Source organism: Roseibium album (genome assembly GCF_965233825.1).
GTDB classification, from domain to species: domain Bacteria; phylum Pseudomonadota; class Alphaproteobacteria; order Rhizobiales; family Stappiaceae; genus Roseibium; species Roseibium album.
The window spans coordinates 4,434,634-4,446,564 of sequence record NZ_OZ247583.1 but is presented as its reverse complement, the minus strand read 5'-3'; the positions used below and the strand labels follow the sequence as shown (position 1 = coordinate 4,446,564).

At 55.3% G+C, this 11,931-nt stretch carries 14 protein-coding genes and 1 tRNA gene; 6 read left to right on the top strand and 9 right to left on the bottom strand.

Translation table 11 applies throughout. The features are described from left to right. Window positions 1-118 precede the first annotated feature (118 nt). The gene (locus tag ACO6TI_RS20210) at window positions 119-580 is read left to right on the top strand and encodes a DUF1284 domain-containing protein (RefSeq protein WP_209012299.1); all 462 of its coding nucleotides are present in this window, start codon (window positions 119-121) and stop codon (window positions 578-580) included. On the opposite strand, the gene ACO6TI_RS20205 is transcribed toward ACO6TI_RS20210, so the two are convergent. The 3 genes from ACO6TI_RS20205 to ACO6TI_RS20195 all read right to left on the bottom strand — a co-directional run bounded on the left by ACO6TI_RS20205 (window position 564) and on the right by ACO6TI_RS20195 (window position 3,833). After that, window positions 564-1,292, bottom strand: a complete 729-nt coding sequence (locus tag ACO6TI_RS20205; RefSeq protein WP_104701636.1) for a PopZ family protein — start codon at window positions 1,290-1,292, stop codon at window positions 564-566. The genes ACO6TI_RS20210 and ACO6TI_RS20205 overlap by 17 nt on opposite strands. Before the next feature lie 274 nt (window positions 1,293-1,566). Next, window positions 1,567-2,967 (bottom strand): TolC family outer membrane protein, encoded by a 1,401-nt coding sequence (locus ACO6TI_RS20200; RefSeq protein ID WP_306362376.1) that lies wholly within the window; start codon window positions 2,965-2,967, stop codon window positions 1,567-1,569. A 203-nt stretch (window positions 2,968-3,170) separates the two neighbouring features. Continuing rightward, window positions 3,171-3,833 (bottom strand): protein-L-isoaspartate O-methyltransferase family protein, encoded by a 663-nt coding sequence (locus ACO6TI_RS20195; RefSeq protein WP_029065575.1) that lies wholly within the window; start codon window positions 3,831-3,833, stop codon window positions 3,171-3,173. 401 nt (window positions 3,834-4,234) lie between these two features. Between ACO6TI_RS20195 and ACO6TI_RS20190 the strand changes: the two genes are divergently transcribed. From ACO6TI_RS20190 to ACO6TI_RS20180, 3 genes are all read left to right on the top strand, one after another. Further along, a tRNA-Cys gene (locus tag ACO6TI_RS20190) sits at window positions 4,235-4,308 on the top strand. A 119-nt stretch (window positions 4,309-4,427) separates the two neighbouring features. Beyond that, complete coding sequence (locus ACO6TI_RS20185; RefSeq protein WP_422383205.1) at window positions 4,428-4,859, top strand: hypothetical protein; 432 nt, start codon at window positions 4,428-4,430, stop codon at window positions 4,857-4,859. 87 nt (window positions 4,860-4,946) lie between these two features. After that, window positions 4,947-6,077, top strand: coding sequence for a carboxylate-amine ligase (locus tag ACO6TI_RS20180; protein WP_055391461.1), 1,131 nt, complete (start codon window positions 4,947-4,949; stop codon window positions 6,075-6,077). 7 nt (window positions 6,078-6,084) lie between these two features. Here ACO6TI_RS20180 and ACO6TI_RS20175 read toward each other — a convergent pair whose 3' ends face one another. Then, complete coding sequence (locus tag ACO6TI_RS20175) at window positions 6,085-6,336, bottom strand: hypothetical protein (RefSeq protein ID WP_055391484.1); 252 nt, start codon at window positions 6,334-6,336, stop codon at window positions 6,085-6,087. 198 nt (window positions 6,337-6,534) lie between these two features. Here ACO6TI_RS20175 and cobD point away from each other — a divergent pair, with 198 nt between their 5' ends. Next, window positions 6,535-7,536: a threonine-phosphate decarboxylase CobD gene (gene cobD / locus ACO6TI_RS20170; RefSeq protein ID WP_422383204.1), complete on the top strand. Its 1,002-nt coding sequence runs from the start codon at window positions 6,535-6,537 to the stop codon at window positions 7,534-7,536. A gap of 71 nt (window positions 7,537-7,607) precedes the next feature. Next, on the top strand, window positions 7,608-8,582 hold the full coding sequence (gene cbiB, locus ACO6TI_RS20165; protein WP_422383203.1) for an adenosylcobinamide-phosphate synthase CbiB: 975 nt from the start codon (window positions 7,608-7,610) through the stop codon (window positions 8,580-8,582). Here the strand turns inward: cbiB and ACO6TI_RS20160 are convergent. From ACO6TI_RS20160 to ACO6TI_RS20140, 5 genes are all read right to left on the bottom strand, one after another. After that, window positions 8,579-9,109, bottom strand: a complete 531-nt coding sequence (locus ACO6TI_RS20160) for a hypothetical protein (protein ID WP_422383202.1) — start codon at window positions 9,107-9,109, stop codon at window positions 8,579-8,581. The genes cbiB and ACO6TI_RS20160 overlap by 4 nt on opposite strands. A gap of 56 nt (window positions 9,110-9,165) precedes the next feature. Continuing rightward, on the bottom strand, window positions 9,166-9,588 hold the full coding sequence (locus ACO6TI_RS20155; protein ID WP_422383201.1) for a protein-tyrosine phosphatase family protein: 423 nt from the start codon (window positions 9,586-9,588) through the stop codon (window positions 9,166-9,168). 74 nt (window positions 9,589-9,662) lie between these two features. Continuing rightward, window positions 9,663-11,141, bottom strand: coding sequence for a cobyric acid synthase (locus tag ACO6TI_RS20150; RefSeq protein ID WP_422383200.1), 1,479 nt, complete (start codon window positions 11,139-11,141; stop codon window positions 9,663-9,665). Beyond that, window positions 11,138-11,446: a YrhK family protein gene (locus tag ACO6TI_RS20145; RefSeq protein WP_422383199.1), complete on the bottom strand. Its 309-nt coding sequence runs from the start codon at window positions 11,444-11,446 to the stop codon at window positions 11,138-11,140. Before ACO6TI_RS20145 ends, ACO6TI_RS20150 begins: the two co-directional genes overlap by 4 nt. Beyond that, the gene (locus ACO6TI_RS20140) at window positions 11,443-11,931 is read right to left on the bottom strand and encodes a GNAT family N-acetyltransferase (RefSeq protein ID WP_422383198.1); all 489 of its coding nucleotides are present in this window, start codon (window positions 11,929-11,931) and stop codon (window positions 11,443-11,445) included. The genes ACO6TI_RS20145 and ACO6TI_RS20140 overlap by 4 nt, the downstream gene beginning before the upstream one ends.

Below are 11,931 nucleotides of genomic sequence, written 5' to 3'. Positions count from 1 at the left end.
CCCGCAAGTCAACCGGTTAACACTCTACCAGGATGCGATACGTCAGCCATCGCGCCGATTTTCCGTCCGATCAAACGTGGGACTTGGGCTCACTCGCATTTACTGTCATAAGCCCGGCATGACGATTTCAATCCGGCCACACCATCTTCTCTGCATGCTGACATATCTCGGCAAAGGCTATACGCCGCAATTCGTCGTCAACTACAACAAGATAGTTGAACGGATAAATTCAGGTGAAGCCATCAAGATCGTCAACGGGCCGGACGACATCTGCCAACCCATGTTGTCGGAAGCTGACTGCCACTGTCACAATGAAAACGTGCTTGGTCGCGACGCACACGCGCTTTCACAAATCGTTCCTGTGATAGGCGAGGATGTCAGGGCCGGTCACATTCTCCACCTGTCGCCGGAGCGGATTTCCAAACTGAGGTCACGCTTTCGAAAAGGGACTCTGAGGGCTGCATGTTCCGGTTGCCAATGGCAAGAATTCTGCACTTCAATCGCCGAAAACAACTTCAGGCACTGTCGCCTGACGGGTGCGGCCAGTTTGAAGAAAAACAAGTCTAGCGACGACGCGTAACCCGTTGAATTTCTTTTTGAACCATCTGTTCCACCATTCCAGGCAGGTTCTGGTCAAGCCAGGCCTTCAGCATGGGACGCAGCATCTCCTTGACCAGCTCTTCGACCGTCTGGGCTTGTGAACCGACAAACATGTTCGACAGATTATCGAAAGCGGCGTGGACGGCTTCGCCGGTGTTGTCGGACGTCAACGGAGCATCGCCGGCAACGTCCGGCAGTTCGTCCGGCACTGGTGTTGTGTCAATCGATGAGGCTGGAATCGGTTCCGGAGTTGCCTCGAATTCTGGTTCTGGCTGCTCGGCGAATGAAAGGTCACCGCCAGGGCTGTCAAATTCATCCGCCAGACCTTCGACCATGTCCATTTCACTGTCTTCGGAAACGGCAAGCTCTTCGGTCAGTTCCAGAACATCATCGTCGTTTTCTTCTTCGGCGGCATCGGCCTCCATTGCGGCTGCCATATCATCCGCATCGTCATCGGACGAGTCACCGCCGCCGCTGCTATCCATATCAAACAGCTTGTCGAGGTCGTCCTGCGACATTTCAGAGGCATCGCCCATATCTTCAACCGCTTCTTCTACCGGTGTTTCAGCTTCTTCGACCGCGTCAGCCTCACCATTTTCAGCGCCTTGGGTATCTTCGTCCGAAATTATTTTGCGGATCGATGCGAGGATCTCCTCCATCGACGGCTCTTCAGCCTTTTTAGCCTCTGACATGGCTACCCCTGTGCAAATCGATCGCGCCGCGCACCATTCAGATTTTCCCGAATGATTCGTTAATGGAAAGTATGCGGGTCAACACCTATGCCGCAAAGCAAACGCATCAGATACCATTGCCTTATCCCCTCATAAGTCAGTCATCGACTTGGTGAACGGGAGTCACATTGAATATCCAAAGCCAAACAGCGAAACCTTGAGGGCGCGTATCAGAACCAAAAACGGCTGCAACCTAAGTTACAGCCGTCCGAAAGATTCAAAAATATCTGTTCTATCAGCGGCCGTCGGGCGTCCTGAGTCCGAACCATTTGCCGCGAACCGCCTCGTAGTGCTGTGTCGGCTCATAAATCTTGACCCGGAGGCCGAGTCCGCGCGCATCCAACTTGCCTACCGCCGCAACAAGCTGGTACCCGCTGACAATCCTGTTGCTCTGAGCGCTCACCAGGTTCGATTGCTGCGTCACCAGTTCACGCTGCGCATCGAGCACATCGAGTGTCGTCCGCTGGCCAACTCTCTGCTCTTCTATGACGCCTTCCAGCGCAAGTTTCTGAGCCTCGACGGCTGCCTGTGCCGCAATAATCGAAGCTTCCGCCGCCTGGTAATTCCCCCATGCCGAAATCACGTTCGCCCTGATCTGATCCCGGGTTACGTCCAGCTGAAGGCGCGTCTGACCAAGTGCTTCCTTGGATTGACGTACAGCCGAAGATGCGCTGCCTGCCTGATAGATCGGAATGCTCACATTTCCAGTTATTGAAACCGAGTCCTGATTTTCCGCGAAAAAACTGCTCGGATTAATGCTTCTGGAAACACTGCCGCTCATTGAAACTGTCGGCAGAAATGCACCTTCTGCGGTCTTTACACTGTAGATCGCTGCGTCGACCTGATGCTGAGCCTGACGAATAAGGGGTTGTTCCTCGGCACTGACAGCAAGCGCACTGTCCAGTGACTTGGGAACGAATTTCGCAATTCCAGCGTCGGCTGAAAGGTTGCGCGCCTCGATTCCGATCACCTGCCGGTAAACCGCACGGCTCGAATTCAGATTGGCGAGCGCGGAATTGAGACTCGCCTGTGCTTCGGCTGCACGCGCCTCAGCCTGGCTGACATCCGTTCTCGTGCCTTCACCTACGTCGAACCTGTCCCGTGCAGCGCGCACCTGCTCTTGAAGAAACTCAAGATCGCTGCGCTGCAAGGACACCAGAGCAGTATCCCGAATCACTCCGACATATGCCGATGCGGCAGATAGGAGTGTATCCTGTTCGGAGGAAATCAGACTTTCACGCTGAGCAAGAACAATCGACTCGGCTTGTCGCACAGAGTTGACCGTTCTGAATCCGGCGAACAATGTCTGACTGATCGACAGTGAAATGGATGCATTGTTCTGGACGTTCGACAGGTTGCCGGAATTGGCATCTGCCCAGGTACGACCGATGCTCGCTCCGGCCGTTACAGTCGGCCGCCATCCTGATAGCGCCTGTGGAACCCCTTCATCGGTGCCGCGCAACGCAGCCCGCGCAGCATTCAATGACGGGTTATTGGTATAGGCCAGGGCAAGCGCTTCGCGGATCGTTTCGGCTCTTGCAGGAGTTACTGCAGATCCAATCAACGAAACGGCAGCAACCCCACCCATCAGCGCAAAGCCGACAGTTGCTGCCTTAATTGTCGAACGACAAATCACCCAACGCTCCTTCCGGATCACAACACTTGAGTCTGTTGAGTAAACTGAAGGGTTTTATTCTTCAACCGTTTGCGAGCGAGAAAATCGGAAATTCTGTTAGTGCGGCTTTAAGGCAACAAGTTCGAACTTCCGATAAACCGCTCTCTCAACTCCAGAAACCCGCGTCCCCACTCAGGTCTCTTTTTCAAAGTATGGCCAATTGGTTAAAAAACAAATTCTTCCGCAGCAGCAAAGCCGGGCAACAGGCCGGCCGCGGCATTGAAGCCGAATCGACTGCTCACTGCTTCTCCCGACTTCTGATAAAGGCGCGCTACGCCGGCTCCACCCTGCCCTTCAACAACCACCAGACGCCCGAGCGGCTTCAACTGGTCTGTCAGAACACTTGGCAATGTCTCCACTGCACCGTCGACGAATATCACATCATAAGGGCCTTCCGATGCATATCCCTTGACGAGCGGACCATCGACAACAACGGCATTCTCGATGCCGAGATCTACAAGAACATCGGTCGCTGATTTGACCAGATCCTCGTTTTCCTCAAGGGCGACGATCGACGCAGCCAAATTCGAGAGGACCGCGGCGCTGTAACCGGCCCCGGCGCCAACGACCAGAACAACGTGATCTTCGCGGATTTCAGCAAGTTGAACCAGCTTGCCGAAAATATGCGGTTTCATCAGGACCCGCCCGCAATCAGCCGGACCAACCGGAAGGTCTTCATCTATGTAGGCAATCGCCTTTTTCGACGCCGGTACGAACCGTTCACGGGGGATGGCCTCCATCGCATCAAGGATCCGATGATCGGTTACATCGTTGGTGCGCAACTGGTTGTCCACCATCTTGCGGCGGGACTGACTGTAGTCCGTCATTTCGGCCCTCACTTTGCCTCGCCGGACACCCGGCGCCTCTTGAGAACGTTCCTTAGCGAGACAGATGCCGCCTGACAAGTATCCGTCAAGTTCGTTCTCGGCAAAAGGCGGCCGCACAGCAAGGAAAAAGTGCATATCTCGCCAAGACCCGTCGTGTTCCTTCCCGGGTTCCGGACATGGCCAAAAGCAGACTTCCCGGAGTGATCTGCGCCCTGACACCGGGATTCTCCCGACGAGGCCCAGGGCAGTCCATCGAACCCGCGAATGCCAGCGTGAGTTTCGACCAAATCCAGCGCCTTTGCTGGTCTTGATGCGGCATCGGTGGAAATTCCAACCGGTTCGATTTCAGGGCTTGACCAAATCGCGCAACTGTTTGATAAGGCGCGGCACACCACCTCGGTGGCCCTGTGGCGGAGTGGTGACGCAGCGGATTGCAAATCCGTGTACACCGGTTCGATTCCGGTCGGGGCCTCCAAATTCTCCGGAAAATTCGATCTAACGCATGCAGCGCGTGAGCTCTGATTGCTGCACGCTACCTCTTTCCCTTGCGTCATGATAGCGTTTTACGTGTTCAAACAGACAGGGGGAATTCAAATGAAGACACCAGGTGGAACCGTACCGCACACGGCCAAGCAGGCGCGCGTGGTCACGACGTCGACAATGAAGCGGGTCGAACCGCCCCGCCCGCGCAAATCACCGCAGATCGTTTCGGAAAACAACAATACCGAAGCTCTGGTGGAAACGTTGCGCCAGCGAATCAACGATCTTGAAGCCCGGATTGGCGATCTGGAAAGCGTCATCACGTTGCAGAATCAGGACGTGATCATCAGCGCCTCCAAAAGTGTCCTGATCCAGGGCATGGATACCGTCGAGATCTCGGCCGGGAGCAAAGTCAAGGTCATTGCCGCCATGACCGAGACCAATGCACCGCTCGCCAAACATTCGGGCGTTCTGGAATGCGACACCCTGCAGGCGAACGCCGTGATCAGCGCTTCCTACACGCCAGGAGCCGGGAACATCTGGTAAATTGAACCGGTATTGATTTTGGCGTCGGCGCGTGCAGGGCATTACCGGCTCTTGACTTGAGCCTTCAAAACTGCGGATGCTTTCCCCATGAAGGAACCCAGTTTCAGTGTCGGCGTCGAAGAAGAATATCTGCTCGTCGACAAGACCAGCCGAAAATTGGCGAGTTCCCCGCCAGAGGAGCTGTTTTCGGCCTGCGAAAGCGCCCTTGAAGGACGGGTCAGTCCGGAATTCCTGCGATGCCAGATCGAGGTTGGAACTCCGGTCTGCATGACACTCGGCGAAGTGCGAGCGGAGCTTGCCTACTTCCGCAAGACAGTTGCCAAGGAATCTTCGGATCACAACCTTGCACCGATCGCCGCCTCGACACACCCTTTTGCCGAGTGGACGGACCAACCGCATACGGACAAGGAACGATACAACCAGATTGCGCGCACCATGCAGGTTGTTGCCAGACGCATGCTGATTTGCGGCATGCACGTTCACGTCGGGATCGAAGACGAAGAATTGCGGATCGATCTCTTCAATCAGCTTGCCTATTTCCTCCCGCACCTCCTGGCTCTGAGCACATCGTCCCCGTTCTGGCGAGGCCGCAACACCGGGTTGAAATCCTATCGGCTCGCGGTTTTCAACGAGATGCCGAGAACCGGATTGCCACCACGTTTCGAAAGCCATCACGAATACCGGCATATCGTCGACATCCTCAGCAATGCAGGCGCTCTGGAGGATGCAACGAAGATCTGGTGGGACCTTCGCCCGTCCGATCGGTTTCCCACGCTCGAACTGCGCATAACGGACGTTTGCCCGAAGCTCGATGACGCTGTGGCAATTGCCGCACTCTACAGGTGCCTTTGCCGCATGCTGTACCGCCTTCGCCGCGCGAACCAGAGCTGGCGGCCGTATTCAAGGTTTCTCCTTGCGGAAAACCGGTGGCAGGCGCAACGGCATGGAACTTCGGCCGGCCTGATCGACTTTGGCCGCAACGAAACAGCACCGTTCGTCGACCTGGCAGAGGAACTGATCGAACTCGTCAGGCCAGATGCAATCCATTTCGGCTGTGAAAGCGAATTGGAACATATCCGGACCATTGCGGCAGAAGGCACCTCAGCGGACAAGCAGCTGAAGCTTGCCGGGGTGATTGCCGATGACGGCCTCCTTCCCAAGGACGCGTTCAACAGGATCGTCGACCACCTGATGAGCGAGACCCTGTCCGGATTGTAAGACCTGTTTAACCGGCGCCATCCGGCTTTCTGTGGGGTGAGCCGTGGGCGGCTGCGTGAAAGTGTGTTCGCTCACCTGTCAGTACAAAGGCAAATTCGTCAATTTCCGAAATAACTGCGTCGGCGGATCTCGCAAGCCCGGACTTGGGACGCATTGCGCGCTGTGCCTCGATCAGTGACTTTCTCGCGTGCGAAAGTGCGTCCAGTACATCATCACGATCAAATTCCCTTGGACCTCGGGTCCGGCGCTCAGCAGCCATCTTCAACTCCATTTTTTGTTCTCTTTTTGTTCTTATCAGGTCCGGATTCTCCCTGTCAATTTGCGTTTCTGACAAGGTATGTGTCGTTTCACGCGCTGACCGATCATTGCAAATCGGATAATTCTATCGGCGATTGGTAACAAGACGGGGCGCTGGACAGCTTTCTGGCGATCCCAGGATTTTTCGAAGGATGATTTCGTGAAACACGGTGGTGATTTGTCGCTGGCGATCGAACGTTTCGGCGGGAGTGCAGTCGACTGGCTTGACCTTTCCACGGGCATCAATCCGCATCACTATCCTGTACCAAAGGAACTGTCTTTCGGGACATGGACATCGCTTCCGTCCCGTGTTGCAGAGGAACAGTTGATTTCAGCGGCACGCCGTGCCTATCAGGTGCCCGCACATCTTGGCCTTGCGGCCGCGCCCGGCACACAAATCCTGTTGTCGCTCTTGCCGTCCATCCTGCCAGAGGGACCGGCGGCCCTCGCCTCACCAACCTATCCGAGCCACAAGGCCGTCTGGCAACGCGATGGCCGGATGCCAATGGAACTCTCCAGCGTCTATGCCCTGCCCGCTGACGCGAAGATTGTCATTCTTGTCAATCCGAACAACCCGGATGGTCAGCTGGTTGATGTGAAAAGTCTTTTGGAAATTGCAGGAACCCTCACTGAACGCGGTGGTTATCTCGTGGTTGACGAGGCCTTTGCGGATGTAATTCCGGGCGCAAGCATCCTGCCACATCTGCGTGACGAGAACGTCGTCGTTCTCAGGTCGTTCGGCAAGTTCTTCGGGCTGGCCGGGCTAAGGCTCGGGTTCCTGGCCGGTCCGCAGTTGATCGTCGAGAAACTGTCCGGACTCCTGGAGAGCTGGAGCGTAAGCGGTCCGGCGCTCGAGATCGGCGCGAGGGCCTTGCGGGATACGGAATGGCAGGAAGCAACTGTTCGCCGGCTTGTTGACGAAATGGCCGATCTTACAATCGCGGTATCTGAACAGCAGTTGAGCGTTTTCGGTGGTACGCCGCTTTATGCCCTGGCGGGTTTACGCGACGCCAAGGGCCTTCACGAGGCGTTGGCACGGCGACATATCTGGACACGGATATTCGACTACGCGCCAACCTGGATCCGACTTGGTTTGCCGGGCGGTGCGGAAAACCTGCAGCGTCTCACAAACGCCCTGGCGGAGGCCCGCGAAGAACTTTGACTATTTGCTGGCAGCAAACGCCGAGGGAATTCCGGGTTCCCCTTTTCACGGAATTGCTGTAGCGACGCGATATGCTGATTTACGACAATGCACTTTGGCTATTGCTTGCAGCGCTCCTGCTTGACGCCCTCATCGGCGACCCTGACTGGATCTGGCGCCGTCTGCCGCATCCGGTTGTAGGAATCGGCAGGATCATCTCGATTTTAGATGACAGCCTCAATCGCCCGACCATGACGGCAGGACAACGCAAGGCGGGCGGTCTGATGACCCTGCTGCTGCTCGTGTTCGGCGGTCTCGGTCTTGGCTCGGCTCTGGAAAGCATTTCGGGTCAAATCCCGTTTGGCGACATCCTGATCGTTATCGTCACGACAGTTTTTCTTGCCCAGAACAGTCTTTACCGACATGTGGCTGCTGTTCGGGACGGGCTGGAACAATCCGGGCTTGAAGGCGGGCGCAAGGCTGTTGCCATGATTGTCGGGCGGGATCCGAACCAGCTCGACGAGGCAGGCGTTTCCCGGGCGGCAATCGAATCCTGCTCAGAGAACTTTTCCGACGGCGTGGTCGCCCCTGTATTCTGGTGCGCCCTGTTTGGCCTGCCGGGTTTACTTGCCTACAAGGCCGTCAACACCGCTGACAGCATGATCGGACACAAGAACGAGACCTATCGCGAATTCGGCTGGGCGTCGGCAAGGTTCGATGATCTGATCAACCTGCCCGCTTCGCGCCTTTCAGGCCTCTTCATCGCCCTGTCAGCTCCGTTGGCATACGGCTCTCCTCGCAAGAGCCTGACCTGCATCATCAGGGATGCCGGCAAGCACAGATCTCCCAATGCCGGTTGGCCGGAGGCTGCCATGGCCGGCGCGCTCGACATAGCCCTGGCCGGGCCACGTGTTTATCCAGGACAAACGGTAGATGATCCCTATCTCAACGAAGCGGGGCGAAAGGAAGCAACGGCAAACGACATTGATCGTGCCGGGATGGTCATGATCGGGGCGTGCGTCATACAGGGTCTGACAATCGGATTGCTCGCTGCAGTCGCAGCTTAGTTGTCCAATTTTTCTTCCCGCTCCGCATCGACAGCCGGTCTCAGTTCGCGCAACCAGGTGATGAGGCCGGAGATTCCGCTGGAAGCCGCAATCAATAAAATACCACCGACGACCTCGAACACTGAAGTCCAAAAGGATGCAATTTCGTGAGGTGACAGGACACTGCCTCCTAAATTGTATTCTGAAGTCATCCATTGAAGGAACTGGATATTCACCAGGCCCTGTAACCCGTACATTGCGAATCCCAAACCGATCAACGCAACACCTGCAGACTGAAAAATCCTGGCATTGCAGGCGTCTCCGGCGTCAGTCTCACCTTTTGGAAAGCGGAGGCCAATCAAAACAACGCGCGGAAAGAAGTACAACAAAAAACAAATCAGAAATTGCCACATGACAGACAGGGAATGCATACTAATAGACGCATCAGAAGTAACATTCAAAATCATGGCTGGAACATAATAAAGAATACTCATGAAATAATATATCGTAAACAAGCGAACTAAAACCAACGCCATCTTTATAATCATAAGTCTCTCCATTGACTACCGCAGAACAACACAAAGAAATTTTGTCGAATCTTGTTTCATGAGAATTCCAGAATGAATTTCCTTTGTTCTTCTGTGTCCGGTACCTGGACACCGCGGGCCGCCGACACCTTTGCCAAGGCATCTTCCGCAAGAGTTCCGAGACCTATCAAGACGCAACAGGCTACAAGACCAGACCTGCCGATGCCTGCCCGGCAATGAACCACGACACTCGATCCTGCGTGCAATTCAGCTATTATGGATAGCGCAAGTTCCTTTGCCGCTGCAGTCTCCGGTATGTCCCGATCAACAACCGGAACATTGGTGAAGTTGATTCCGTTGCGCTCACAAACCTCACCTTCGTTCGCAAGCGAAAGACTATCTGCCTCCTCTGGTGTCAACATCGAGACGATGTGGTCAATACCCATCAATTTCAGTTTCTTTAAGTCGTTATCGAGCCATTCACCGGAGGGCTTGGGCATGATGAAAAATCTCCCGGCGGTATCCACCGGGATTTCATAGAGCGAAGGTGTCATCGCTGCGAGTTCCCTTGAGTTTATCGAGCTTTGGCGATTTTGAGAAACGCTTCGGTGTCCAGCACAATCTCCAGGTGCGCCGCCAGATCATCCAGGATGCGGTCGATGCTCTTGTCGTAGGCAAGAGTTGAAGAGGCTCCGAGGGATCGGAGATAGGCAGACCGGAAACTATCGCTGGTAAAGAGACCATGGACATACGTGCCCGAGACAAGACCTTCTTCAGAAATTGCACCGTCGGTATGGCCATCCCTCAAACGCATCATCGGCCGTTCGCAGTCGGGACCCGATGTGCGGCCTATGTGGATTTCATACCCCGAAAAACCGGCACCGCTGCCGATGTGCTCGCCTTCCGCATATACGGTTGATTTCTCAGGCGTCAGCACAGTTTCAACGTTCAGGTAGCCAAGTCCTTCAACCAGTCCCGGAGAGCCTTCAATACCACCCGGATCGGCAATGGTCTTGCCGAGCATCTGGTAGCCACCACACACACCCAGAATATGTCCGCCTCTGCGGTGATGCGCCTTCAAGTCAATGTCCCAACCTTGCTTGCGGAAGAATTCAAGGTCCCCGATCGTCGACTTGGAACCCGGCAAGAGGACGATATCCGCATCTCCCGGCAAGGGATCTCCAGGTTGAACCAGCTCTAACGTGACACCTGGTTCAAGGCGCAGCGGGTCGAGATCGTCGAAATTGGCAATTCTGGAAATGACCGGCACGACGATCTTAAGACCTCCGCTGCCAAATCCATCCTCAAGGCCGAGGGCGTCTTCCGCCGGCAATTTTCCTGCGTCAGCGAACCAGGGAACAACCCCCAGGCCCTGCCAGTGTGTTCTGCTGGAAATTTCGCGCATACCATCTTCGAAGAGGCTTGGATCCCCCCGGAATCGATTGATGAAGTAGGCCTTGATGCGATCCCGTTCCTGTGCTTCGAGAACCGCATGGGTTCCGACGACTGAGGCGATCACACCGCCTCTGTCAATGTCCGCACACAGTACGACCGGCAAGTCTGCAGCTTCGGCGAACCCCATATTGGCGATGTCGCCGGCACGCAGATTGATCTCTGCCGGACTTCCAGCTCCTTCCACAATGACCAGATCCGATTCTAATTCTGTTTTTGAAAAACTCTCCAGAACTTTCGGTAAAAGCGTCTCTTTCTGCCTTCCGTATTCACGCGCCCTCATGGTTCCGAAGCGCTTGCCCTGAACAATAACCTGTGCGCCAGTATCCGTTTCCGGTTTCAGGAGAACGGGATTCATGTGAACGGACAAAGGTACCCGGCACCCCATCGCCTGCAGCGCCTGGGCCCGTCCGATTTCGCCGCCGTCGGCCGTCACCGCAGCATTGTTGGACATGTTTTGCGGCTTGAACGGACGCACGGCAAGGCCACGGTTCGAAAAGAGACGGCAAAGGCCGGCAACGATCAGGCTCTTGCCGACATTCGAGCCGGTGCCCTGGATCATGACGGCGGCCGTGCTGCCGCCAGAACCGGATTTGTTCATGCGCTTGTGACTTTGTTGAGTTGCGCAACACCATATGGCCGAAATTCGGCCGGTACCGGCAGAATGGCAAGGCGAGGTTCAAGCATCAACCATATGGTTGGCCGAACTGCGAACAGAATCGACCCGATAAGAAACAGCCAGGTTCCTGCATAAACAAGTACCGGGAAGAAGAAGAGGACACTTCCGACAATGAAGGTCAGTGCGGCCAGAAATTCCACGATTGTCCGGTAGAGTTCATATTTTCGAACCAGCGCGGGATGGTCAGGCGATGCAGATCGAAGAGCATGATCGAACATCGTTGTCATGGTGCGAGGTCTTTCTCAAAAACGGCCGACGCACGGTCACCCGGGTCACAAGGGTGATCAATCAGTACATAGCCGATGGAGCGATAGAACCTTTCGGCGGTGCAGGTGCTTCTCAGACGAGCCTTCGCGATGCCTTGCTCGGCAAACCGAGTTTCGATCGCGTTCATGAGTGCTTTGCTCACACCGCAAAAGCGAGCCTCTGGGAGGACATAGTTCAAAACAACCTCACCTGTCGGCATTCCCATTCCAACGCCGAGCAGTCGTCGCGGAGATTTGCAGGCCCACGCGACGAGGATATGTCCTGGACCATCAATCCAGCGGAGCACCGTTTCTTCTGTCTTGTTCCTGAGCCAGGATTCGAGGCGCAAGGCATCGTTGCCGTGATCTGCGGTGCATAGTTCAGAAATGGATCGACGCAACAATGCCGCCATTTCGCCTGCTTCAGGTCTTTCGGCAGGACGTATCTCGAACCAAGACAAGTCCAT